This is a genomic window from Solibacillus merdavium, assembly GCF_014836935.1.
Lineage (GTDB): Bacteria > Bacillota > Bacilli > Bacillales_A > Planococcaceae > Solibacillus > Solibacillus ferritrahens.
The window spans coordinates 44,275-68,851 of sequence record NZ_JACSPW010000007.1 but is presented as its reverse complement, the minus strand read 5'-3'; the positions used below and the strand labels follow the sequence as shown (position 1 = coordinate 68,851).

Genomic DNA, 24,577 nt, shown 5'->3' with positions numbered 1-24,577 from the left:
ATGACCGAATTACGTTTCCCTTTAACTGAAGCTGCTACTGGGATATGGTATGCCCACCATCTGACGGAAAGTCCTTTATACAATACAGCGGAGTATTTACATATTCCTGCTTCAATCGATACCGATTTACTTTTGCAGGCCGTAGATGCCACTATTGGAAGCGCAGTTGGGCTGCATATCAAATGTTCGGAAGAAGAAGGCTCACTTTATCAGACAATCCCTTCTACTATTACGTTTCAGGCAGAAAAGATAACATGTTCAACAGAAGAGGCATTTTTACACATGCAAGCAGACGTGGAAATAGTACGCAACTTAGGAAAGGACGCTTTAGTACGTGCCATACTATTCTCTGCGTCTTCCGAAGAGCACTTTCTCTACTTACGTATCCACCATCTTGTAAGTGATGCCTATAGTTTCCGGTTGATATTTCAGCAAATTAACGAGCGCTACTCAGCTTTAGTTCAAAATAAGCCCTATACAAAGCACTTTGGCAATTATGTTCAAATGGTTGAGCAGGAGCTGCAATATAAAACTTCCGAACAGGCAAATAAGGATGCTGCCTATTGGATTTCTAAGTTGCAAGAAACAGAAGTCATCTCACTTAGCAGAAAAAAAAGCAGCAAAATGGGACAAGTACTTTTACATCAAGCCCCCCTTTCTTCAGCAACGTGGATGAACTTGCAACAATTTAGTAAGCAATTGCACGTAAACATGCAGGAAGTCATTAGTGCCGCAGTAATTGCTTATACGAAACGTATGACACAGGCGAAGGATGTCATTGTTGGCATCCCGATGATGAACCGTTTTGGACATAAGGCAATGTCTGTGCCCTGTACGCGAGTTAATATTTTACCTTTACGTGCTTCTTTCAATACGGAGCAAACATTTGAAGAGCTTTGTCAAATCGTCAAGGGCTTAATGGATGAGATGAAACCGCATCAATATTACCGTCAAGAGCAGATGCGCCGTGATTTGCTGCTGACAACCGATGATCAGTTGTACGGTCCGGAAATTAATTTCATGCCGTTTTATGAAAACTATATGTTTGGGAATGTGAAAGTCGAAAACAGGAAACTTGTGACAGGTCCGGTTGAGGATATTTCGTTCAACTTTTACAGTACGCCTCATGGCATGCAGTTCGATCTTGTAGCAAACGCGGACATTTATGACAAAGTAGAACTGGAACATCATTCTGAGCGTTTCCTTCAATTTCTTGATTTGCTGTTGGACAGAGTAGATGCACCAATTTTTCAATTGCCAATCCTATTAAATGAAGAGGTCGTAATGTTCCAGGATAAACAAGGTCCTGTCAGTGAACTGAATAACATCACAGTTTATGAATTGTTTAAAAAGCAGATGCAGAACATGCCTGGTGCTACCGCTATCAAAATAAATGATACACATATCACGTACGCCGAACTCGACCTGCTTGTCGGGCGAATTGCCCATCAATTGAAAGCGCATGACATTGGACTCGAAGACTTTGTAGGAATTTGCATGGAACGGTCGATTGAAATGGTTGCTACGATGCTTGCCTGCTTCAAGCTGGGTGCTGCCTATATTCCAATGGATCCTACTTATCCGGCAGAACGGCTGCTTTATATGATCGAGGATGCTTGCCCTAAAATTGTTCTAGTTAACGGAGAGGTTTCCTTTATTGCAAAAGGAACACCAATTGTGCCATTGCAACCTTCCAAGCAAATATACGAACCGATTACTTCTTGCATCGGACAGACTGCTTATATGATTTATACATCCGGTTCAACAGGTAATCCAAAAGGCGTCGTTGTAGAAATGCCAAGCTTAGTGAACTTCTTACAGGCGATGCAGTGCCAATTTTCACTATCTGAAAAGGACAATTTACTGGCGATTACAACGATTTCTTTCGATATTTCGGCATTGGAGCTTTATTTACCGTTGCTGTATGGGGCATCCATTCATCTGGCAACTAAAGAACAAGTTCAAGATCCAATTCTGATGCAGACGCTAATCGAGCAGCAAAATATTTCCATCATGCAGGCAACGCCGACCGTTTGGCAGATGATGGTGCAGTACGCCAAAGATGCGCTTAACGGACTCACTGTACTTGTTGGTGGTGAAGCACTCTCAAGAAGTCTTGCTCAGTCATTATTGGAAGCCGGCGCAACTGTCCACAATATGTATGGTCCTACCGAAACAACGATCTGGTCAACTTGTACTGAAATTAATAGGCAAGACGCTCCTTCACTAGGATCTGCCATTGACCGGACCGAGGTTTATGTACTGGATGCCATGCTACAGCCAGTTCCAATTGGAGTCGTTGGTGAATTATATATCGCTGGTGACGGATTGGCTCGTTGTTATTATAATCGCCGTTCTTTAACAGCTGAGCGTTTTGTTGCAAACCCTTTTGCTGACGGGAAACGAATGTACCGGACTGGTGATTTAGTTGTATGGCAGGCAGATGGCAACCTTCATTATATTAGCCGCGCCGACCATCAAGTGAAAATCCGAGGCTTCCGTATTGAATTGGGAGAAATCGAAAATGCGCTTGAAGAAATTGCAGCGATTGAACAGGCTGTTGTCATGATACGTGAAGATCAACCCGGCGATAAACGGATTGTTGCCTATGTGATGGGTCATGAAACAGAGGAACAATACAGACAGCAGCTGATTGCAAGATTGCCCGATTATATGGTACCTGCTCACTTTGTTTTCATGGAGACATTCCCACTAACGAATAATGGTAAGGTTGACCGGATGAAACTGCCTCAGCCTATTATTTCACATATAGAAAAAATGGAACCAACAACACGTACTGAAGAAACGATATGCGACTTTTTTAAAGGAATTTTAAAGCTCAATTCAGTGGGAATCGACGAAAACTTCTTTCAGCTAGGAGGACATTCCCTATTAGCAACAGAGCTGCTATTGCAATTACGGAAAACGTTCGCAATCGATTTATCCATTTCCGTCATTTTCAATCAACCTACTGTAAAAGAGTTGGCTCAAGTTGTAGAACAAGCGAAGAAAAAATCGCTTGCTGTCATTGACAGACAACAGGTGGAAAGAATTCCTTTATCGCATGCACAGCGTAGTCTTTGGTTTATTCAGCAACTGGACGAATCAAGTGCATCTTATAATATTCCACTTGTTTATACATTCGAACAGCCAATTGATGTTTTAAAACTGATTAAAGTTATTGGTAAAGTTGTAGAAAAACATGCGATATTACGGACAATTTATCCAGCAGTGGATGGTGTGCCCTATCAGCAAATAGTTGATGAAGCGCCTAAAGTTCTCATTGAGGAAGTTGCCCTAGACGAAGTGCAGTCCAAAATTAAAGCTTGCACACGCTATGCTTTCGATTTAAAACATGAGCCTGGATTCCGTGTGACGCTTATTAATATGAAAACTCTGGTAGTCGTGTTTCATCATATTAGTGCGGATGGCTGGTCACTTGCGACATTTACCGAAGATCTGCAGCTTGCCTATGACCTTCATGAGCTCGAGCCGTTAACGATTCAATATCATGACTTTGCGGTTTGGCAACAAACGCACGGTGTTTACACAAACGACAACTTATCTTACTGGACGGAAAAATTAAAGAATGCACCGGATGAAATTGAGCTTGTCCGCGATGGAAAGCGTCAATTCCAGTCTAAACCAGACAGCGAGACATTGACTTTTACAATCAATGCTGCGCTTCATAGACGATTACAGCAGCTCGCTAAAAATAAACAGGCTACTCTGTACATGGTGCTTCAAAGTGGATTTTTAGCTTTAATGACGAAACTCGGTGCAGGCGAGGATCTGATTCTCGGTAGTCCAATGGCCGGCCGTGATCAGGAAGAATTGCTGGCAAATGTCGGTATGTTCATAAATACAGTAGCCATGCGGACGGATACTTCCGGAGACCCTGACTTTGTAACATTACTGGAGCGAGTGAAACAAACATGCATTGAAGCAATGGAGCACCAGTATGTTCCTTTTGACCATATTGTAGAACGCTTGAAGCCGACACGTGTCCCTTCACAGCATCCGATATTCCAGATTATGTTTGCCTTGCAAAACACACCTCAGCCGTCACTCGTATTAGAGAATCAAAAAGCTGACATTCAGTTGCATACAGTGGGTCAACCGAAATTCGATCTAAACATTGAAATGCGTGAGGAATTCGTTGGCGACAAACCAAACGGCATCGAGGTATTGGTAGAATACCGAACTGATTTATATGAAACAGCAACGGTGTCCGCTCTCATGCAACGCTATGTTTCCGTACTTGAACAGGTGATGAATAACCCAATCCTGTCTGAGCTGAATGTGATGTTGGAAGGTGAACAGAAAAAAGTGCTGCTTGACTGGAACCCGAAAGGTCATATAAGCGAACAAAAAACGATAGCCGAACAATTCGAAGCGATTGCAGAAATGCATCCACAACGCATTGCCGTAAGTGACGACAATGAGGAGCTTACTTATCTGGCCCTAAATCGTAAAGCGAATCAACTGGCGCATATTTTACTCGAAAAGGGAGTTACAACTGAAACATTTGTAGCACTTTTAATGCCGCGCTCCGTCGAAATGATTGTCAGTATTTTAGCTGTGCTTAAAACAGGAGCTGCCTATGTACCGATTGATCCTGTTTATCCGCAGGAACGTATTGACTATATATTAAAGGATTCAGCACCTAGCTGCTTAATCACTTCCATCGACCTGAAGCAGGAAGCAGAAGCAATGAATGCACTGGAAGTCATCGTAATGGAGGAGCTTCCTCTTGCATCATATCCTTCTGAAAACATTAAACATCACGACCGACTAGGCATCCTTCACCCAATGAATCCAGCCTATGTTATTTATACATCCGGATCAACAGGCCGACCAAAGGGTGTGGTGATTCTTAACCAAAATGTCATCCGCTTACTTGATGCAACAAATGAATGGTTCCACTTCAATGAAGAAGATCGCTGGTCACTCTTCCATTCCTATGCATTTGACTTTTCGGTATGGGAAATTTGGGGCGCCCTGTTATACGGTGGCGAGCTTGTCGTCATTCCATACAACGTAAGCCGCTCGCCAATCGACTTTTTGGAATTGCTTGCCGAGAAGAAAATTACGGTGCTGAACCAAACACCATCCGCTTTCTATCAGCTAATGACGGTGGATAAAGAACAGCCCGAATTATCCGAAAAACTGGCGCTTCGTTACATTGTTTTTGGTGGTGAGACACTTAATCTCACTCGTTTACAGGAATGGTATGACCGACATCCGGAAGATGCCCCTACCCTTGTGAATATGTATGGCATCACGGAGACAACCGTACATGTCAGCTACTTGAGTTTAAACGAAGAGCTTAGCCAGTCACAGGCGAATAGCTTGATTGGTACGGCGATTCCCGATTTGAATATTTATGTTCTTGATGAGCAGTTAAAGCCTGTTCCGCCTGGTGTTGTTGGTGAAATGTATGTCACAGGAGAAGGTTTGGCACAAGGTTATTTAAATCAGGCATCCCTTACTGCTGAACGTTTTATCGCCAACCCTTATGGCACTCCGGGAAGTCGTATGTACCGTACTGGTGATTTAGCTCGATGGACGAAAAACGGCGAGTTGGATTATATCGGACGTATCGATCATCAAGTGAAAATACGTGGATTCCGTATCGAACTTGGTGAAATCGAACAAGTTCTTCTGAAACATTCGCAAATTGCACAAGTAGCTGTCATCGCTAGAGAAGATCGAAAAGAAGATGTACGCTTGGCTGCCTACTATATTCCGGAGCAAGGCAGTGCTGTAACCGAACAAATGCTAAAGGATTTCGCTTCCTTGTCGTTACCAGCCTATATGGTCCCGACTAGCTACACTTGCTTGGAGCAGATGCCACTAACAGCGAACGGAAAGCTCGATACGAAGCAGCTTCCTGCACCAGTCATCACATTGCAGGAGCTTGTTTTACCAAAAACACCACAGGAAACTTTGCTCTGTGAACTATTCTGTGAAGTACTGAATCTTCCACAGGTTGGAACAGACGACAGCTTCTTTGAACTTGGCGGCCACTCGTTATTAGCCGTTCAGCTTATTGGACGCATTCGCGAGGCTTTCGGTAAAGAGCTCGCAATCGGACATCTATTTGAAGCACCTACCGTATCCGGACTGGCCCATGCTCTGCAAAATGGAAAGGATTCTCAAGCTTTAAACGTTGTTCTGCCGCTGCGTGCTGGGGAACAGCCGATCTTTGCCATTCATCCTGCCGGCGGATTGAGTTGGTGCTATGCCGGACTATTAAAAAATCTGCCTGCTGAATTTGCCCTTTACGGCATTCAAGCGCAAGGTATTGCGGAAGACTGCGAATTCCCTCACTCGTTGACTGAAATGGCAATGAGCTATATTGAGGCAATTAAGGAAATTCAACCAACAGGACCTTATCGTTTGCTCGGCTGGTCACTTGGCGGAAATGTCGTTCAGGAAATGGCTGTACAACTGGAACGACAAGGAGAATCTGTATCGCTTCTTTGCATTTTGGATGCTTATCCGTTTACATTCGTTCCTCCAGTTGAATTGACCGAGGAACAGGAGGCTCTTGTTGCGCTGCTTGCCCTAGCCGGCTTTGAACCTGACATGGAAGATGAGGTTACTCAGGAATATGTGATAGACGCATTGAAAGCTGAAGGAAGTGCAATTGCTACATTGGATGAAACGACGATTTTACGCTTAAAAGAAGTTTATAAAAACTCGATTAACTTATTGAAAAAACATAAGCCTCAAATTTATAATGGAGACCTTTTATTTTATAAATCTACACTCGTACCAGATTGGATACCTGATGTTGATGTAGCGTCATGGAAACCATATATCAAGGGAGAGCTAACACAGATTGATATTGCCTGTCGCCATAAAGATATGTGTCAATCCATCCCATTAAATGAAATCGGTCAAACTTTAATCAACCACTTAGTAAAGGAGAAAAAAATGTATGTCTAACCCTTTTGAACAAGCTGATCGTGAATACTATGTTTTGCGAAATGCGGAAGAACAATATTCCTTATGGCCAGCAGCGATTCCTGCCCCTGCTGGATGGGAGATTGCTTTCGGACCAGCTATAAAAGCATCGTGTCAACTATATATAGAAGAAACATGGGTGGATATGAGACCTAAAAGTCTGCGGAGTCTTTTAGGATGAAAGCCCAACGCGCAATTATTATCGTTCTCTATGTAGTGGCGATGTTCATGGTTTCCATTGATGGAACAATCGTCAACGTGCTACTTCCCACAATTGCCAATGAATTTGGTGTAGCTCCAGGTGCGACAAACGCCATTAATATCGGTTACCTTGTCAGCATTGCTGTTGCGTTGCCTGCTGCCGGCTATTTAAGCAATCGTTTCGGCGTAAAAAAAATGTACCTGCTTTCTGTCAGTATGTTTACATTTGCTTCTCTACTATGCGGGTTGGCGGACAGCTTGGAGGCACTTATTCTGGCACGGGTTCTGCAAGGACTGGCAGGGGGTATTATTACACCTGTGAGCATGACCTTGCTATTTCGGACATTTTCTCCACCTGAAAGACAAAACCTGTCCCGTTCATTAGTATTGCCAATCGCTTTTGCACCGGCGATTGGCCCCCTTGTGGGAGGACTGTTTTCCGAATATTTATCATGGAACTGGGCGTTTTTCATTAATATTCCGTTTGGCCTCATAATCGTACTGATCGGGCTTTATGCCGTCAACGAGTTCGAGCTATTTAAAGCACCATTTGATACGAAGGGCTATGTGCTCATTGCAATCGGTTTGCCAATGTTAATGCTGACACTTAGTCTCATTGCTTCTCAAGGTATTTCTTTAGCTGTCGTAATAAGCGCGGTCATCGGTGTATTTTTATTAAGACGCTTTTATGTATATGAACAACAAATAAAGGAACCTCTTCTAGATGTACGTCTTTATGAAGAGCCACAGTTTCGTTCTTCAAGTCTTGTTGCGATGTGTTCTATGGGTGCCTTAATGGGAATGCTTTACCTGTTCCCTCTTATGTATCAATATACTTACTCGGCTTCACCGTTAGAAAGCTCCCTAATTACGTTTACCGAAGCACTCGGATTGATGGTGGCATCAAAATTACTGCCTGGAACGGCTAAACGTTTTGGCATGCTTTTCACAGTACGTCTTGGTCTGATCGGGACTGTTATTATTTTTTGCTGCATCGCCATCATTGGTCCTTCTGCAAACCCTTGGCTATTGCGCGGCTTGATGTTCGCAATGGGTATATGTTTAGGTCATAGCGTAATCGGCTCTCAAATCTCTGCCTTTCATCATGTAGCGAAAAGCCAAATGAGTAAAGCAACAACACTGTACAATATGCTCAATCGAGTTGGCGCGGCTGCAGGAATTGCGCTTGTCGCGACTACATTAACAGTGACTGGTCGTTACTTTTCAGAAATGCTTTCTTATCAATATGCACTTATTGCTACGGTTGGACTGCTTTTGGCAGGTCTAGGCTGTTCTTTATTTGCCAAAGAACAGGAAACCATTCTAAAAGGTGAGAAAGCATGACTACAGTTGCCTATTGTAAAATCGGAGATATGCCTGCAGAATGGCAACATTATCTACCTTTTTTAGAAGCGGAAGTGGTTCAGCGTGTTGAGCGAATGAGGAAAGTGGAAGATCAGTTGAGAACAGTTTGTGCCCATTTGCTGACGAAAATGGTATTGGTGACGACTTTCAAAAAGGAATTGTCGGATGTTTGCTTTTCCAAAGATTCAAACGATAAGTACCAAATAGAACAAAACCTTCAATTCAATATTACCCATTCCGGGAATTATGTAGCCTGTGCCATTAGTAAATTTCCGGTCGGCATAGATATTGAACAACACGTAAAAAGAGATTTCTCGCTCTTTCAATCTTTATGGAGTGATGAGGAAAAGCAGCTTTATCCGCTTCATGAACAGGAAGCATTCTATTCGCTGTGGACTGCAAAGGAAAGTTACGGGAAGTACAAAGGCTTTGGTCTGCAAAGTTGTTTGACAGAAGTAACCATTCATCAAGATGGGACAATCCACCTTCCTGATAGAATCGAAAAGGCCCTTGCTGTTTCTTTTGTTATTGCTCCTAAGTACAGTGCTACGGTATGTATCGAGGATTCCTTAGAAGCAGTTACCCGGTATGAGTGGGAACAAATTGGAGCATTTTTTAATAGTGTCTAGATTTTCATTAAAGAAGCCTGTAACCATTTAGAACCGGTTGCAGGCTTTTCCTATTCATTTTACAGTCGCTGGACATTTTTCATAATGAAGTTACTTTTAGGGAGACTTGGAATGCTTACTTTGCTGTAGCTTAAATCCTGCTCCGGAATATCGTATGTCATTTTGTTGACCAAAAAGTCGAGACTCACTTTCATAATTTCTATCGTTACCCACTCACCTGCACAGCGATGGCCTAGATAGTAATCACCGCCACCTTGTGGAATAAAGCTGAAAGGACTGCCATCCCAGTTCTCAAAACGGCTCGGTTGAAACACTTCAGGATTTCCCCAAATATTAATATCATGATTCGTACCATACAGATCAAGCAAGGTTAAAGTACCTTTTTCAAACGTATAATCTTTCCAAGTAAAATCTTCTTTTACTTCTGCAGCGGCAAATGGGAAGAATGGATAAAAACGTCGCACTTCCTGAACAAACATCTGCGCAATCTTTCTATCGCCGGATTTAAGTTTTTCGCGCTCTTCCGGGTAATGGTGGACGGCTAATGTAGAAAAGTTAATATAGACTGAAATCGCTACAATTGGTCTTAATATATTGATTACTTCAACAGAAGCGATTTTCGTATCGAGAAGGTTGCCTTCCAAATCATGGTGCCACGCAAATGTATACAATGCCGTACCTTCTTCTGGATTCAGTTTGCCACCACGCACTTCATCGATAATATTACCCATCCACTTTTCTACTTGATTTCGTGCATGTCTCCCTGCCCAATGCGCTGGTCCAATAGCTGTTGCTGATTCGAACATTGCCCTTAAATCGTGCGCCAGTTTTTTCATGTCCTTTTCTTCTACTGGCACACCGGCCCACTCACAGGCGGTACGGCACATGATTTCCAGAGTTTCTTCATAAAGTTCGATTTCGTCCATCCGCTGCCACTTATATAAAGCCATTTCCCACTCTTTAGCTACAATTTCATTCAATTTTTCAAGTCGTTTCGGTGTCATAATCGACATAAACATTTCTTTACGATGTTTATGGGCATCTCCGTCTAGTGACTGCACACCATTTTTGCCAAACAATGTTTCCGCAACACGGTTTGGTGCAACACCTTGCCTTTTGAATTTGCTGTTGTCATAAAAAATATCTGCGGCTTCTTTTCCGCCCATACAGATCGCTTTTTTTCCAAGTAACCTCGTTTCAAAAACGTCTGAATGGAAACTTTGACGTCTATTCAATATATACAAATAGCCTTCCCTCAGAAGATTTAAGCTGTGGTCAAGTCCTTCTTCCTTTGGTACTGAATTTGACATATTATTCACTCCTTTTTATATAAATAACATTGTTGGTAACCAATTCCCTGTTTATTCTTTTAAAAAACTTACCTCTGATTAATACCGCCAATAAAAATCAAAAACCAGGCAGCAAAAAACAAATTGTTTTTCACTACCTGGCTATTTAAATTAAACTTTTCACTTCGTTTCGGCTTACCAAGCAGGGTTGCTTGTTACTTGTACTAGCTCCTCTACGGAAGACGGTTCACTGTTTAGCTGGTCAATAATCTGCTTTGTAGAAAAGACCGCGCCACAGCGTTGTGCTACGTATTTAATTGCCATTTCATGCTCCTCTATTGTGAAATCAGCGACCGCATCTGCAATGAAAAATGGCTGTATGTCCGTCATGAAAGCCTCTCCAGCTGTCATGAGGCAACCAATATGAGCATAAACGCCACAGATGATTAACTGATCACGTCCTTGTTCGTGCATGATTTCCAATAAATTTGTTTTCTTAAATGCACTGTAGCGCCACTTTTTCAACACGATATCGTCTGATCCTGGTGCCAATTCATCAATTACTTTTGTAATGTTCGGATCATCTTTAAGTCCTGGTCCCCAGAAATCAGTCAGCAACGCCCGGTCCTCAGCTTTTTGATTACCCGATTGCGCTGTATATACAACAGGGATGCCAAGCTCATCACATTTTTTTCGGATTGCCTGTATGTTGGCGACTAATTGAGGGATTAATGATTCATCTTGCTTGTAGTAATCAATAAAGTATTGCTGCATGTCATGAATTAATAGAACAGATCTGTTCGAATCCGCTTCCCATAGTACTTTATTTTTCGGAAGATTACTTTCTTTTGGCATTTCGTATGAAGAGATAGCTGGAATAGCCATCGAATCACTCCTTTTATATGTTTTTAGTTGATTCGTTCAATTAAATATCTTTAAACTGCTCTGTATTAATCCCCATTGCGCGAAGCATCGTTTGGAATTTAGCACCAGTTTCGGCTAGTTCTTCTTCAGGCTTCGACTCGCCGACAATGCCTGCACCTGCAAATAATCGTAATGAATGCCCATTTGCCTCTGCACATCGTATTGTTACGACCCATTCTCCGTTTCCTTCGGCATCACACCAGCCAACCATGCCCGTAAAGAATCCACGGTCAAACGGTTCAATTTCAGAGATTGCCTGTCTTGCCTTTTCAGTAGGAGAACCACAAACAGCTGGAGTAGGTTGTAGTGCAGCCGCCAAATCAAACGATGATATTTCCGTATCCAGCAACTCTCCTTTAACGACAGTCGAGAGATGCCACATCGTTTCAGTAGTGACCAACGAAGGTTTTTCTGGAACCTCCATATTTTTAAGGAATGGAGACAAAGCATTCGCTACATTCTCCACTACTACCGCATGCTCATACAGGTCCTTTGGAGAAGATAGCAGCTCTTTTGCGCGTCTTTGATCTTCTACAGGATCTTTACTTCGTGGTCTTGAACCTGCCAACGGATTCGCAATCGCATGCATACCTTGTCTTGAAACGAGCAGCTCTGGACTAGCGCCGATTAGTGTGGTCCTTTGCTCCTCGGAAGCAATATCCGTTGCAAACGTATAGCCATGTTTATTTTGATAGGCAAGATTATGTAAAAGCTGTGGAATATCAACAGACTCCGTTAAGCTCAGTTCCAATGAACGTGAGATTACGATTTTGTCCAGCTCACCGGAACGAATTTTTTCAATACCTTGCTCTACTCCTTTCATGTAATACTCAGGAGATGGAACAGATATTAGCTCATTGACAGCTACTGGAGCGGAACTGACCTGTCCTCTTCCCTCTTTTTGAAATGAAGGAGAAAAATGAACGGAATTAGGAACATGCAAACAGGCCTTTTTAGAGGAATCAAAGGGTACAGCCCCAGTCACGATTGGATATGGGTGTCCCTGCTCTTTTGCTTTTTTAAGTGTCAAGGCAACCTTTTTAGGCAACTCAACCATTTGTTTTTCATGGTCTTCTTCAGACGGCACTTGCATGAATACACCTTTTCCTAAAATCGTTCGGTATGGAGTCTCGATGAAGAAGTCACCAACTCGATAATCATCTAAAAGTTCTTGTTCAATTACTGCGTTTTGTTTGCTTACCATACTACCTCTCCTTTTATTTAATTATTCAGAATTCAACAGGCAGATTTAACTCGCTCCTAACGTTGCTCCACCATCCACGACAAGGTTGCTCATTGTAATATGGCTAGATTGATCGGATAGGAAAAATAAAATAGCATCGACAATGTTTTGGGGCTGAGCAATCTTTTTCAGCGGAATTCCTACTTTAAAACTTTCAGGTATACCTTTAATCATCATTTCAGCCCCATTATCATCTGTCCAAAGAGAACGCTGCATGTCCGTATCAGTTGAGCCAGGTGAGACAATGTTACAGCGAATGCCATGTTCTGCGAGCTCTAAACCTAGACACTTTGTAAACATAACGGTTGCTGCCTTTGATGCTGCATAGGCTGCCATTGAAATTCTGGGCACACTAGCCGCATTAGAGCCGACTGTTACGATAGATCCTTTTTCCCTTGGAATCATATAACGACTTATCGCTCTTGAAACGTTAAAAACCCCTGTCGTATTAATCGAAAATGTTCTCGCCCAATCTTGGTTACTAAATGTCTGAATAGGACCGCTAGACAGTATTCCAGCAACATTTACAAGCATTTCAATTGGTCCTATTTCACTTTCGACTGTGTCTACAATTGCATCGATTGCCATACTATCCCCTACATCTGCTGGAAAAGCGAATACCTCGAATCCTTGCTCCTTAAAGCGTTTAACCTGGAGATTTAATTGTTCCTCGTTATAATCTACAACCGCAACTTTTACACCTTGTATAGCCAAACTCTCGACAAGGATTCTACCAATTCCTTGGGCTCCCCCTGTTACAAGTGCAACTTTCCCTTTCAATTCCTGAAAGTTCACATCAACACTTCCTTTCTCAATTTATAGCGATATGTAAAGATAGCTTAATTTCCTATAAGAATCTCATCAATCAATAATGATAATCATTATCAGTTGATTCTATTAGCAATGATAGCGATAACTTCCAACACCGTCAAGGTCCTTATCATTTTCACTAATAAAGACCTAAAAATAGATTTAAAAATACATTTTAGTAGAAAAAATCACTATTTTTCTTTAATTTATAAGGACATTGGTTTTTCAAATAACCATAAAAAGGAATTGGCGTGAACCGTGCTAACTGTTTAAGGCAGTGTTTACAATTTCATATTTGAGAGGTCAAACTAGCTAATATCCAAATCTCGAAACCCTTTTCTAATATACGTTTCCGACTGTTTTCATACTTTTGGCAAAATATTTGAAACAATTCATGGAAAACTATCGTAGATTACGAGGAGGGTTCTAATTAAATCATCATGGAGGTGACTGAATGAGAAATTTATCTTCGTATATTATGTTTTTTGGAATATTTGTTGTCGCTTTCAGTGGCAATTGGATCATTCTCAATTATGACAAGGTATCCATCTATCCGAAAAGTTCTACTATTACATTCGGGATTGGATTAATTGTTGTAGTTTGTGGTTTTATAGTGAGTAAATTATCTACTTACCGTGAGGATGAACATGCTCTTCAAAAGGATTACCGGGATTCTTTAAATAAGTGGCTTCAAGCTAATGGCCCATCGAATAAATGGTTTACAGGAATAATACTTATCCCATTAGTAATTTCAGCATTTTATAGCTGGGATTTACTTTTCGTCCTACTTAAAGTGTATTTATTTTTAGGCATTGTTTTGGCAGGTTTCGTTTATTTATTGAAAGAAGATAGACTGGAAGCGGTTGATTTTGAATTTAAAGGAAAAACAAAGAAACTGATGAATTTGATTGATTATCGTAAACATCCGTTTAACATTTCACTTATTATTTATATTCTTGTTATAGTGAGCTTTGTTTTGAGCAAGCAATGGGAAATTCCATTTTATATGGAAACAAGTGGCAACGCGCGCTACGCCGCTTCTCTTCCGATGCTTTCGTTTTTAATGTCCAGTTTGATGGTAATCAGCACTTTTATTTATATTATTCATAATGGAGATCTTTTTGGTTTCCGTAAAAGTGAGCTCAGTACTGAAAAAATAATGTTCGTCCATTTTGCAGAAGTTTTTTGTGGACTTATTTTAATTACGCTCATTTTCACAGTAATCTATGCTCTGTATTCCTTATAGTTAAATGACCGTCACAATGAATAAATCTTTGTGACGGTCGCTTTTTATATTTTGTGTTATATCGATTTTGGGGAATGACATAATATCTTTATAAAGCGCTTCCCTTTATCTAGGTGCATTTCGACTTAAAATTGCTGAAGTGTTTTCTGCATGCTGGTTATTTAATGTTGTCGGTGTACTATCTACTTCGTCATGAGCCTTTACAGTGTCTATTGGAATAATATCTGTCGTTTGAACTTCAGTTGCTTGTACAAGCAATGCTTCACTATCGTGTTGTGAAAAGCCAAGTACCTCTCCAATTTGCTTTATGGTCTTTTGTTTTTCATTATTAACGTTTGATTCCTTCATTTTTTCACACCTCCTCTTTTTAGGATGTGTGATGCTTAGTTCATTATGTAAAAAAAAATTTTTCTAACTATAAAGGCGCTGTTCCTTTTTTTGAAGGAAAGCGCCTGAAAAAATGCCATCACTTAAAAAGGCATGGCATTCTCCATTGTTTTTATAATTGCATACCTGTCCATTGCCAATATGAAAAGTAGAACAGCATGATGACGAGTATATAAAGGGGCATTAATAATGCGCTTAGCTTTACTAGGTTCCGCGCATCATAGGAAATTTCCCCTTCTTCATAAAACAGCAGCAGTGCTTTCGAGCTGACTGGCACTGTGACACAATAATTCATCCCGATTAAACTTAGGAAAACGACGGTTGAAGGGTTCACGCCGATTAATTCGCTGAATATGATTAGGCCCGGAATAAAGACAATGGCACGGGTCGTATGTGAGGTAATATACAAATGACTAGTTACGGTTATAACTAGAATCATTAGCACAATCAGCCAATCAGGTGCCCCGACAAACATATGCAGCACACTGATCATTTCGTTTTCGATCCATTGAACGATCCCCGTATCTACCAATACTTTGCCGAGCGCGGTTGCTGCTGCAACAAAGACAACCAAATTCCATGAAACGGCATTCATTCCTTGTTTCCAGCTAATGATTCCGAAGTTCGGCATCATGAAAATAATGGCACCGATTACTGTAATCAATTCAATATCCAATCCATGAAGACTTTCTGTCATCCACCCGATGATTAAAAAGAAAATAAGAATCATCGTCTTTTTTTCATCATTTTGAAATTTTCTTGTTATGATTTTTTCTTCATGTTGGACATTTTCTATTGTCTTTTCGCCATCACGTGGCCACAGCAGCCATTTAATAACGAGTAAGGATATAATCGTCACAACCAATGCAAACGGCACACCCCATATTAACCATTGGATATAGGAAATGGATTCACCAACCGTGCTTTCCAGAAAGCCGATTCCGATTAAATGCGAACCTGCCCCGACTAATGTAGCGGATGTACTCATTAAAATAATGACAGGTGCGATAATCGCCAGCACCCTTTGCTCATTTGACGAAAATTTCTGACTAACTTGTTTAATAATCGGCATAGATAAAGCCGCTCTTCCTGATGTAGAGGGAATAAAAAAAGCAGAAGTGAATAATACAGAACTGAGCCCAAGAACGACATTGTCTTTTTGATTCGACTTGCTTAGGATGAAAAGCGATAATCGCTCGGCTAATCCAGATTTTTTTACGGCTTCTCCTATAATAAAAGCCCCAATCATCAGCCATACGACTTTCTCGGATAAGGAGTTATATAACAAATCCGGCTCTGCTGCATTCATTAAAATAATAAACGCTATGAGTGAGATTGCCACCCAGCCGGCTGAAAATTTGGTTGTAACCCATAAGATCATTGCAGATAAGAATGCAAATAGAGCTACCTTTGCACTGTAGTTCAAATCATTAATGGAAATAACTGCAATCATTATGAGGATGTGTATAGCAATAATAATCAATGTCTTCTTCGGTATTGATGGAATCTTTGTTTTTGGGATATTTTCCCTCTTACTCTCGATTTGATTTTTCATTTTAGTGGACTCTTTCTTTCCTATGTTCTTTATTGGCAATTTCCATACCAATGGAAACTTTTCGTAATATGGATTCTATGCTTTCCTCAATCCATTTTGGAGCCTTTTTTATCGCATTTTCCAAAGATGTTGGTTTTTGGATGATACTACTAAATGCATCAATTCCCGCCTGATAGTTGAGATTTGCACCTTTTCCAATTGTTCCCGTAATGGCAATGACCGGGATATTATTTTTTTTCGCTATTCGCGCAACCTCCGCTGGAATTTTTCCGTTCGGTGTCTGGAAATCCAGAGAGCCTTCCGCAGTTAATACAATATCCGCTGTCAAAATTTTCTCTTCAATCTTAATATACTCCATAATGATCTTGAATCTCGGATGTAGTTTAGCACCCGTAAATCCAATTAGTCCCGCGCCTAACCCACCGGATGCCCCGCTGCCAGGCAATGAACGGACATCCAGCCCTGTTGCTTTTTCGATTAAGGATGCATAATGGTCCAAAGCGGATGATAATCGTTTTACCTGTTTTGGCGTGGCTCCTTTTTGTGGTCCAAATATATAGGCAACTCCCTTTTCCCCGCATAAAATATTTTTCCAGTTACAGGCAACATTAATCGAAACGTCCTTTAACCGTCGATCTAAATTTTTTGTCACAATGGAATCCACAGCCAATAGATCTTCCGCGCCATTCACCTTGATGATTTGATCGTTTTCATCTAAAAATTGAATACCTAATGCTTGTGCCATTCCTGCACCACCATCCGATGTACCTGAATCCCCACAGCCAATGAGCATATTGTCAATTCCGATATCCAGTGCTGCAACGATTAGTTCCCCAACACCATATGTAGTCGTTTTTAATGGGTTTCTTTGATTGCGCGGCACCAGCTTTAAACCAGCTACCGCCGCCATTTCAATTACCGCAGTCCGTTTCCCATTCTCTTCATAAATGCCGAAGTAGCTTTTTATTTTCTTACCGAGAGGTCCGGTTACTTTTTTATAAATTAGTTCCCCATGCTTTAAACGAACAATTGTTTTTACAAAACCTTCTCCGCCATCAATCATAGGTATCACTTCCAAATCTGCGGTCGCATTAAAACGCCTTACCCCACGTTCCATTGCTAAAGCTACTTCCTCTGCGTCCATACATTCTTTAAATCCTGATGGGACGATAACAATTTTCATTTCAGCAGCCCTCCCTCAATTTATTAATTGTTAATGTACCACCCCTAAATTAGAAAATATAGAGAGTTCTGTTAAAATACGATAATAGAACCAATAGGAACCGCTTACACTAAAAATGCGCTATTCCTTTTGAAGGAAAGCGCATTGGACTTATTTATTATTCTTCGTAAATCATCTTCTTCGTCATCCCGCCGTCAATTGTTAAGTTCGTTCCTGTTATAAAATTATTGTCCGGGTTTGCTAAATATAGGCACGCACGCGCAATGTCATCCGGTTTGCCGACACGGTTTGAAAGATGCTGTGAATGGTCGGACGATTTGAGGGCATCGTAGTCTCCTGTTTCAATCCATCCCGGTGAAATGCTGTTTACTGTTATATTTAATTCACTGAACGAGCTTGCCAATGCATGTGTCAGTGCCACAATCCCACCTTTAGAAGCTGCATAACTTTCAGAATGCGGTTCAGACATCTCAGCACGTGTAGATGCCAGATTAATAATGGCACCACCGCTTTTCATTAATTTTGCCGCTTCACGCGAGCATAAAAAGACGCTGCGCAAGTTGGTATTAATAATGTCATCCCAATCATCGATTGATAATTCCAGCGGTGAAACCCATTTCCCTTTTCCGGCATTGTTGATTAAAATATGAAGCCCGCCAAAACGGTTTGCTGCCATTTCCATCGTTTGACGAACATTCTCTTCACTGCGTACATCCGTTTCTATAAAGATGGCAGAATGGCCTTCTGTTTGGAGTTGCCCTGCCAGTTGGACACCTAAGTCATGCTCCATATCCGCGATGACAACATTTGCACCGGCTTTGGCAAAATGAATCGCATTCGCGCGGCCAATACCTTGCGCTGCACCTGTGATGACGACTGTTTTATTTTGAAACATTTCATTTCCTCCCTTATAAATTGCTTATTAAGAGTGTAACTGAAATGGGTTGGAATTTCGTGCATGAGGGTTGGGATTTTATTAGAAAAGTTTGTGCGGATATTAGAAGAGTTGGGGAGAATATTTGAACATTAGCGGTCTTTATTAGCATATCTCGGACACTTATTTGAACAATTTAAACTTATATTAGAAAATACGATTTTTATTAGAAGAATTGCACAACATATTAGAACAATTAAGGTCTTTATTAGAAAATTAAATTACGGTATATCGCCCAGCTTTAGGTCAAGCAATCCATTGCAGCAGGTAAATGCTTCACTTTCATGCTATAATGGGTAAAGTAGATCATTGCTAGTAAGGCATTGACAAAGGAGATAACATAATGAATCAACAAAAACAAGAATCAACACAACAATTACCTGAAAATTTCAGTGAGTTAAAGAAGGCTGTCAATAGAACAGCAGACTGGGAAGAACGTTTAAATGCGGTTCAGGAATTAGCGAAATATAAATCGGATGAAACGATTAAAATTTTACAATATGTAGCAAAAGCGGATTTAGTAACAAAGGTTCGTGAAGCAGCAGCACGCCATTTAAAGAAAATGGGTCAAGAGGTTGAAGCAGCTGAAACACCTAAAGGCGATTTATTTAAAGACCTTCGCAAAATTTTCAAACGTATTAAGAAAAGCTTACCTGCTGACCACACATACGAGGACTTCAAGGTGAAATTAGAAAAAATGCGCAGCGATATTTACAACACATATGAAGGCGAAAAAGGCGCACAATTTGACGCTTGGCTGAAGGATATGTGGGAAACGACAACAACTAAGAAATAAGTCTATTTGGGAGAACACGGGATTACTTTCGTGTTCTTTTTATTTACATAATTGTACGAGTATAGCTTGGATGAATGTTGTGAAAAATATATAGAAAACAGAAAAAGATGAGGTGAGCATATTGGGTATTTTTGACGGTTTGATGGGCAATGCAAGTGAATTGAAGACAGAAGATGTTCAAAAGGATATGCATGAAATTATAACGAGTGGAGAAACGGTAAAGCATGCTTTTAAAGTAATAAGGGATACATTTATATTTACGAATAAAAGATTGATACTCGTTGATAAACAAGGTATGACTGGTAAGAAAACAGAGTATTTATCGATCCCGTACAAAAGTATAACGAACTTTTCTATCGAAACAGCCGGCACATTCGATTTGGATGCGGAGTTGAAAATTTGGATTTCCGGCAATAGCGTCCCTATAGAAAAGAAGTTCAATAAAGCGACGAATATTTATGCGGTTCAACGAGTTTTGGCTGAGAATATTTTGGCATTGTAAAGCTAGATTTAGGTAACGGACTATTCGTGTAGTTCGTTTTTTTGTGGTGTTTCTCGGGGGTGGCCTTGTGTACAGGGTACGGCGGATATTAGAAGTTTTTTTGCTATTTTAGAACATCGCGGTGCTTTATTAGAACTTCTGAAACAGATATTCGAAAATCGAGGACTTATTTTAGAAGATCGGTTACACATATTAGCAGATCACAATTTTATTAGAACATTTTAGATTTTATTAGAAGTTTGAGCGGACATATTAGAACTTTTGCGATGGCGAATTTACTCTTTATTGGCATATATTTTAAAATATGTTGTATATTCATTTTAAAAGGGATGAAAGCGAGGGATTATATTGCACATCGAGCTCGATGCTAATACGAAACAATGGATTCAGTCAAAAGGAAAGCCTGTATCCGTAAAAATGATTCAAGTGACTGCGTGCTGTGCTCCCCCTGTTCAGGAATGTATGACTCATTTCGGGAAGCCGAGAGATTTACATAACTATGCGGAATTTAAAATAGACAACTCAGCAATTTTTGTGGAGAAATATCTTTTACGGCATGAAAAAATGATATTGAAACTTACCGGCATTGGTATTTTCAAAACGATTACGGCCAGGTTTAGTTAGGCGGAATGATTTAATTCACTTATAATCGACGAAACCTTAGCTATAGGAGTTTCCGTTTAGCTAAGGTTTTTAGAAAGACTATTATTCATCCTTTTCAATAACTATATACGCTTGTCCTGAAACCATGCTATCTCCCATAGCGCTTGCAGAAATATGTTTTACTTTCCAGCCGCCTTCCAAGTATTTGTTTACTTCAGCCAGCCCATCGTCTTCCTTTGCACCGATTGTGCGCATATTACTTTTAACCCATATGATTTTCTCCACTATTTCCCACCCCTTGTAAATTAATAAAACCACGATATTTAATACTCACATGAAGAAGTATTTCTCTATTATTCTATTAAATCCTTCTTTCGTTAGAATAGCCTTACTTCCATTTAAAACACGTAAGCTTTTCACTTCAAAATGCCCAAACAAAATACTCCCCTTTGCAGCATTAAAACCGTAAAGGAGAGTATATTTTTTTACAATAAATCAGAATACAACTATTCCCAAATCGCAGATACCCATTCAGGATGGTCGATAAATGGATTGCGGTTGTGCTGATAGTCGGTATAAATAATTTCATTTCGTGTACGTTCGAATGCATCTACCGGATCTGCTTTATGCCATTGAAGCAACACTGACAATTTCCCATGATAAGGAGCAGAGCCGTTATTCACTACATTATTTAATTCTAAATCTGGTTCTCCGCTGTCTCCCTCATAACGAACCGCCATATAAAATAGCATTCGGGCAACATCGCCTTTCACACTATTTCTTGGCTCCCATGAATCGTTGTCAAAATAGTTGCCTCTTGCTTCTGAATGTTCGTTGCCCCCATTGTCAAAATCGAGATTACTTCTTGAACTGTTGACGCTGGCATCGGTAGGACGCAGATGATGCAAGTCTGTACCTGGCCCCATTGATGTCCCGAAGTTTCCGTGTGATTTTGCCCAAACATGCTCGCGGTTCCAATCATTCGCATTCCCGCCGTTTGTGAATTTCCCTTGTGAGCGTCCTGTATAAAGTAAAATCACATTGTTCGGGTTATTCGGATCTTCATCCGTTTCACGAAGAGCGACCCACACGTTCGAATACGAAATTTCTGTATGATCATCAATAATATTGTGTAATGCCGTTTTTAATGCTGCCCCTGTTTTACCGTAAGCCGCACTATAATAGTCGCCTGTTGTTGGAGGAGGTTCCGGGTTTGGTACGGGATTTGTCGGATTTCCGTCCTGCAGTACAAACGCTGTCCCGTTTTTCATACCCGCATGTGAAAAGTAGGCTGTCAATGTGCCCGTGATTTTCACGCTTTTGCCCATTAAGGACGGATTTATTTTTAAGCCGAAAGTAGATCTGAAAGAAGTCGGCAGCTGAACATAGATCATCTTGGTTGTATTCGTTTCGGTCGCACTGTCCGCAATGGCTATTGCATAGTCATTCGGAAAATTGCTTGTCAGGACGGTCGTTGTTGCTGTCGGTTGACCCACCACATAGCCTTGTACTGTTTTAACGCTGTTATTTTGATTGCTGATTGCCTGCGAAACCGAATAAGGTGACGAGGATGACCCGTCCCCACTCGCTGCATGCGTTCCCATAGACTGAAGAGGCTGAACGAAAATGAAAAGAATTAGTACCCATGAAAACAGAACACGTGTCGTACGGTTTTTACCCATTTTTTCTCCTCCTATATTAGCAATTTAAGTTCAATCAGCAATAGCTAGCTAACTAACTTATTCTTATAATATCTTATTTTTATTAATTTTCAGTAAATTATTCTTATAAATTGATTAAATTACGTATTTGTTTGTTAAAAAAATGATTTATTATCTCATAAAAAAACTAGGAAAAGAAAGAAACGAATCTCTCTTTTCCTAGTTATGATCGATTAACCTTCGATATAATTTGCTTCCAAGCTGCGCGCAACTTCCTTAGTTTTATCCAAAACGGCCGGGTGGGACACTGCCACATAAAGCTCCCCCTCATAAAAACGGAACGGAACCTGTACATCTTCCACTTGCCACATGAAAAAGTGGCCTTTAATCTTCATATGGACACCATCCTGACTGGCACCAAACGAATCATGATACTCAAAATCCGATAGCTTTGCAAAGAAGCTTTGGCATTCTTCCAGGCTTAGCGTTGGATTTCCTTGTTGGTCGTGACGTGTAATTTTATAGCGTGTATTCATTGTAGTCATCTAAAAAACTCCTTTTAACCTCATATCGCTTTATTATAAATTGTCAGTAGCGTTTAAGCCAATGATAGTTCAAAGTGAGGTAGTTCTTCATTTTATTTCCCTAATATTGCATCCCTCGTAAATCGGCACTTTGGAAAGCCCTGACACCCATAAAAGGATCCGCGTTTACCAGTTCGTAAAATTAAATTACTGCCGCATTTCGGACAAGTTTCTGGTTCAACACTAGCAGCTCCTGCAGAAACCGGCTTCACCTGCACCTTACTCGCTTTTTTCCTTGCAGGTTTTGAAATCTTCTTCACATGCTCCAAGTGTTGCTTTTTAATTTCATTCTTTTGTTGCTTCGTTTCAGGAACTAAAGCTTTCAGAAGTTGCGAAATTCGGCTCAGTTGCTCTGAAGAGATTTCCTTTGTTTTAAATTGTTCGATTGTACGTTTTAAATGCTTGGTTTGAATAACATGCGCTGTTTGAAATGGTTCTTTAAATTTGAACGTAGCCGCATTTGAAAAAACAATAATTGAATGTATTGGCACCTCCATATTTAAGTAGTGCTGCAATGCTTTTACATGCGTATTATTTTGCATAACTGGATTATAGAAACGAGATTTTTTATTGTAAATTGTTTGAGTCCAATTCCTTTGATTTTCGTCTCCAAAAATCCACCCTGTGTAATTTTTTGTTTCGATTACGAAAAGTCCGTAAGTCGAAAGCAAAACATGATCCACCTGTGTCATTTCCCCATTCTTTTTAGGTACATACAGGTCATTGTAAACTGTAGTTTCCTCACTTAATTTATCCAGTAATTTTCGAATCCTCTGCTCCCCGATGTACCCTTTCAGCTGTGGAAAAATACTCTTAAAAACAATCGATGTTACAAAAATAAAGCCGAGCCCTACATAGAAGTTTACCTTCAGTAAAATAAATAAAAGTGCTATGTATAGCAATAAACCTACAATTAACATACCATTCCCCCATATAATTTCTTATGAAGAGTCGAATAATATTACATTTAATGTAAAAAATAACACAAAGAGTTATTCCGGTAAACACCAAATATAACCTATCTAGCTTCTAACTCTTCATAAATTAAATACTGCTGGTAGACTGAGCCATATTCCGAGTGAAGAAGAAGTAGAGAAATTAACGGCTAGTTTCATCGAACAATGGGAATTATTAAGTAAATAAAAAATAAAAAGAACGGATTCCCTCATGGAAACTCGTTCTTTATTTTTATACTACGACAACTTCATATTGAGCTTGCTATCATTACTCGGCATGTTGTGGTTCAATTCCACTTTCTTCTACCGATTTGCCTGATACTGTCCACATATTTACTTGTCTTACCGCTGTATCTTCAACTGTATAATCATAAACTACTTTTGGCTCACTATCGAAAATTACATGAAGATTTATAACAGATTCTATTCTAAAGTCATCTGTATCTGTAATTCTCCATGAATCCATTGGATATTTTTCTTCTAAATGCCCCTCTAATACTTCTATTGCTTTTTCAGTTTGTTGCTCAATAATCAACGGTCTAATTGTCCCTTGATAGATATAACTACAAATTAAAATGGTGCCCAATATAATCCAAACAAACTTCCTAACTCTCTTTGGCAATAAAAAGGTTAGTAGACCTACTGCAAAAATAATTGTTGTAATAAAAAATAACCCGATTAAGATTGTCGGCTCCATTTACTACCATACCCCTTACACTTTTTATGTTCACTATTAT

20 protein-coding genes and 1 pseudogene are annotated in these 24,577 nt (G+C 40.2%); 8 read left to right on the top strand and 13 right to left on the bottom strand.

Annotated features, from left to right (window positions below):
• From H9632_RS08870 to H9632_RS08855, 4 genes are read left to right on the top strand one after another with little or no spacing between them, the layout of a single operon-like run.
• Positions 1-6,954, top strand: coding sequence for an amino acid adenylation domain-containing protein (locus H9632_RS08870; RefSeq protein WP_191703755.1), 6,954 nt, complete (start codon positions 1-3; stop codon positions 6,952-6,954).
• Entirely contained in the window at positions 6,947-7,153 is a 207-nt protein-coding gene (locus H9632_RS08865) for an MbtH family protein (protein WP_191703754.1), read from the top strand. The genes H9632_RS08870 and H9632_RS08865 overlap by 8 nt, the downstream gene beginning before the upstream one ends.
• Positions 7,150-8,517, top strand: coding sequence for a DHA2 family efflux MFS transporter permease subunit (locus H9632_RS08860; RefSeq protein ID WP_191703753.1), 1,368 nt, complete (start codon positions 7,150-7,152; stop codon positions 8,515-8,517). The genes H9632_RS08865 and H9632_RS08860 overlap by 4 nt, the downstream gene beginning before the upstream one ends.
• The gene (locus H9632_RS08855; protein WP_191703752.1) at positions 8,514-9,167 is read left to right on the top strand and encodes a 4'-phosphopantetheinyl transferase family protein; all 654 of its coding nucleotides are present in this window, start codon (positions 8,514-8,516) and stop codon (positions 9,165-9,167) included. The genes H9632_RS08860 and H9632_RS08855 overlap by 4 nt, the downstream gene beginning before the upstream one ends.
• Positions 9,168-9,226: 59 nt before the next feature.
• Here the strand turns inward: H9632_RS08855 and H9632_RS08850 are convergent, their stop codons facing one another.
• The 4 genes and pseudogenes from H9632_RS08850 to H9632_RS08835 all read right to left on the bottom strand — a co-directional run bounded on the left by H9632_RS08850 (position 9,227) and on the right by H9632_RS08835 (position 13,418).
• On the bottom strand, positions 9,227-10,477 hold the full coding sequence (locus H9632_RS08850) for a cytochrome P450 (protein ID WP_191703751.1): 1,251 nt from the start codon (positions 10,475-10,477) through the stop codon (positions 9,227-9,229).
• 195 nt (positions 10,478-10,672) lie between these two features.
• Positions 10,673-11,341, bottom strand: a pseudogene (locus H9632_RS08845) (isochorismatase family protein); the annotation flags it as partial.
• 40 nt (positions 11,342-11,381) lie between these two features.
• Positions 11,382-12,584, bottom strand: a complete 1,203-nt coding sequence (gene dhbC / locus H9632_RS08840) for an isochorismate synthase DhbC (RefSeq protein WP_191703749.1) — start codon at positions 12,582-12,584, stop codon at positions 11,382-11,384.
• Between the two features lie 45 nt (positions 12,585-12,629).
• Positions 12,630-13,418, bottom strand: coding sequence for a 2,3-dihydro-2,3-dihydroxybenzoate dehydrogenase (locus tag H9632_RS08835; RefSeq protein ID WP_191703748.1), 789 nt, complete (start codon positions 13,416-13,418; stop codon positions 12,630-12,632).
• Between the two features lie 469 nt (positions 13,419-13,887).
• On the opposite strand from H9632_RS08835, the gene H9632_RS08830 reads away from it, so the two are divergent.
• Positions 13,888-14,679: a nucleotidyltransferase gene (locus tag H9632_RS08830; RefSeq protein WP_191703747.1), complete on the top strand. Its 792-nt coding sequence runs from the start codon at positions 13,888-13,890 to the stop codon at positions 14,677-14,679.
• Between the two features lie 105 nt (positions 14,680-14,784).
• Here H9632_RS08830 and H9632_RS08825 read toward each other — a convergent pair whose 3' ends face one another.
• The 4 genes from H9632_RS08825 to H9632_RS08810 all read right to left on the bottom strand — a co-directional run bounded on the left by H9632_RS08825 (position 14,785) and on the right by H9632_RS08810 (position 18,699).
• Complete coding sequence (locus H9632_RS08825) at positions 14,785-15,027, bottom strand: cAMP-binding protein (protein ID WP_191703746.1); 243 nt, start codon at positions 15,025-15,027, stop codon at positions 14,785-14,787.
• Between the two features lie 151 nt (positions 15,028-15,178).
• Complete coding sequence (locus H9632_RS08820; RefSeq protein WP_191703745.1) at positions 15,179-16,621, bottom strand: SLC13 family permease; 1,443 nt, start codon at positions 16,619-16,621, stop codon at positions 15,179-15,181.
• A gap of 1 nt (position 16,622) precedes the next feature.
• The gene (locus H9632_RS08815; RefSeq protein ID WP_191703744.1) at positions 16,623-17,804 is read right to left on the bottom strand and encodes a glycerate kinase family protein; all 1,182 of its coding nucleotides are present in this window, start codon (positions 17,802-17,804) and stop codon (positions 16,623-16,625) included.
• Positions 17,805-17,961: 157 nt separating this feature from the next.
• Positions 17,962-18,699: an SDR family NAD(P)-dependent oxidoreductase gene (locus H9632_RS08810; RefSeq protein ID WP_191703743.1), complete on the bottom strand. Its 738-nt coding sequence runs from the start codon at positions 18,697-18,699 to the stop codon at positions 17,962-17,964.
• Between the two features lie 382 nt (positions 18,700-19,081).
• On the opposite strand from H9632_RS08810, the gene H9632_RS08805 reads away from it, so the two are divergent.
• The 3 genes from H9632_RS08805 (at position 19,082) to H9632_RS08795 (ending at position 20,660) form a co-directional block, all read left to right on the top strand.
• Positions 19,082-19,534 carry a HEAT repeat domain-containing protein gene (locus H9632_RS08805; protein WP_191703742.1) on the top strand — a complete coding sequence of 151 codons (453 nt, stop codon included), beginning with the start codon at positions 19,082-19,084 and terminating at the stop codon, positions 19,532-19,534.
• 121 nt (positions 19,535-19,655) lie between these two features.
• Complete coding sequence (locus H9632_RS08800; protein WP_191703741.1) at positions 19,656-20,036, top strand: PH domain-containing protein; 381 nt, start codon at positions 19,656-19,658, stop codon at positions 20,034-20,036.
• Positions 20,037-20,384: 348 nt separating this feature from the next.
• Positions 20,385-20,660 carry a CC/Se motif family (seleno)protein gene (locus H9632_RS08795; RefSeq protein ID WP_191703740.1) on the top strand — a complete coding sequence of 92 codons (276 nt, stop codon included), beginning with the start codon at positions 20,385-20,387 and terminating at the stop codon, positions 20,658-20,660.
• A gap of 81 nt (positions 20,661-20,741) precedes the next feature.
• Here the strand turns inward: H9632_RS08795 and H9632_RS08790 are convergent, their stop codons facing one another.
• The 5 genes from H9632_RS08790 to H9632_RS08770 all read right to left on the bottom strand — a co-directional run bounded on the left by H9632_RS08790 (position 20,742) and on the right by H9632_RS08770 (position 24,537).
• Entirely contained in the window at positions 20,742-20,924 is a 183-nt protein-coding gene (locus tag H9632_RS08790) for a hypothetical protein (protein ID WP_191703875.1), read from the bottom strand.
• A gap of 221 nt (positions 20,925-21,145) precedes the next feature.
• Positions 21,146-22,321: an endonuclease gene (locus tag H9632_RS08785; protein WP_191703739.1), complete on the bottom strand. Its 1,176-nt coding sequence runs from the start codon at positions 22,319-22,321 to the stop codon at positions 21,146-21,148.
• Between the two features lie 212 nt (positions 22,322-22,533).
• Positions 22,534-22,845, bottom strand: coding sequence for an excinuclease (locus tag H9632_RS08780; protein ID WP_191703738.1), 312 nt, complete (start codon positions 22,843-22,845; stop codon positions 22,534-22,536).
• Positions 22,846-22,937: 92 nt separating this feature from the next.
• On the bottom strand, positions 22,938-23,804 hold the full coding sequence (locus H9632_RS08775; RefSeq protein ID WP_191703737.1) for an NERD domain-containing protein: 867 nt from the start codon (positions 23,802-23,804) through the stop codon (positions 22,938-22,940).
• 304 nt (positions 23,805-24,108) lie between these two features.
• Positions 24,109-24,537, bottom strand: a complete 429-nt coding sequence (locus tag H9632_RS08770) for a hypothetical protein (protein WP_191703736.1) — start codon at positions 24,535-24,537, stop codon at positions 24,109-24,111.
• Positions 24,538-24,577 lie beyond the last annotated feature (40 nt).

Excerpts from the sequence above, each read along its gene's own strand:
- H9632_RS08870 (WP_191703755.1), top strand. The coding sequence starts at position 1 with ATGACCGAATTACGTTTCCCTTTAACTGAAGCTGCTACTGGGATATGG.
- H9632_RS08865 (WP_191703754.1), top strand. The coding sequence starts at position 6,947 with ATGTCTAACCCTTTTGAACAAGCTGATCGTGAATACTATGTTTTGCGA.
- H9632_RS08860 (WP_191703753.1), top strand. The coding sequence starts at position 7,150 with ATGAAAGCCCAACGCGCAATTATTATCGTTCTCTATGTAGTGGCGATG.
- H9632_RS08855 (WP_191703752.1), top strand. The coding sequence starts at position 8,514 with ATGACTACAGTTGCCTATTGTAAAATCGGAGATATGCCTGCAGAATGG.
- H9632_RS08850 (WP_191703751.1), bottom strand. The coding sequence starts at position 10,477 with ATGTCAAATTCAGTACCAAAGGAAGAAGGACTTGACCACAGCTTAAAT.
- dhbC (WP_191703749.1), bottom strand. The coding sequence starts at position 12,584 with ATGGTAAGCAAACAAAACGCAGTAATTGAACAAGAACTTTTAGATGAT.
- H9632_RS08830 (WP_191703747.1), top strand. The coding sequence starts at position 13,888 with ATGAGAAATTTATCTTCGTATATTATGTTTTTTGGAATATTTGTTGTC.
- H9632_RS08825 (WP_191703746.1), bottom strand. The coding sequence starts at position 15,027 with ATGAAGGAATCAAACGTTAATAATGAAAAACAAAAGACCATAAAGCAA.
- H9632_RS08820 (WP_191703745.1), bottom strand. The coding sequence starts at position 16,621 with ATGAAAAATCAAATCGAGAGTAAGAGGGAAAATATCCCAAAAACAAAG.
- H9632_RS08815 (WP_191703744.1), bottom strand. The coding sequence starts at position 17,804 with ATGAAAATTGTTATCGTCCCATCAGGATTTAAAGAATGTATGGACGCA.
- H9632_RS08810 (WP_191703743.1), bottom strand. The coding sequence starts at position 18,699 with ATGTTTCAAAATAAAACAGTCGTCATCACAGGTGCAGCGCAAGGTATT.
- H9632_RS08805 (WP_191703742.1), top strand. The coding sequence starts at position 19,082 with ATGAATCAACAAAAACAAGAATCAACACAACAATTACCTGAAAATTTC.
- H9632_RS08785 (WP_191703739.1), bottom strand. The coding sequence starts at position 22,321 with ATGGGTAAAAACCGTACGACACGTGTTCTGTTTTCATGGGTACTAATT.
- H9632_RS08780 (WP_191703738.1), bottom strand. The coding sequence starts at position 22,845 with ATGACTACAATGAATACACGCTATAAAATTACACGTCACGACCAACAA.
- H9632_RS08775 (WP_191703737.1), bottom strand. The coding sequence starts at position 23,804 with ATGTTAATTGTAGGTTTATTGCTATACATAGCACTTTTATTTATTTTA.
- H9632_RS08770 (WP_191703736.1), bottom strand. The coding sequence starts at position 24,537 with ATGGAGCCGACAATCTTAATCGGGTTATTTTTTATTACAACAATTATT.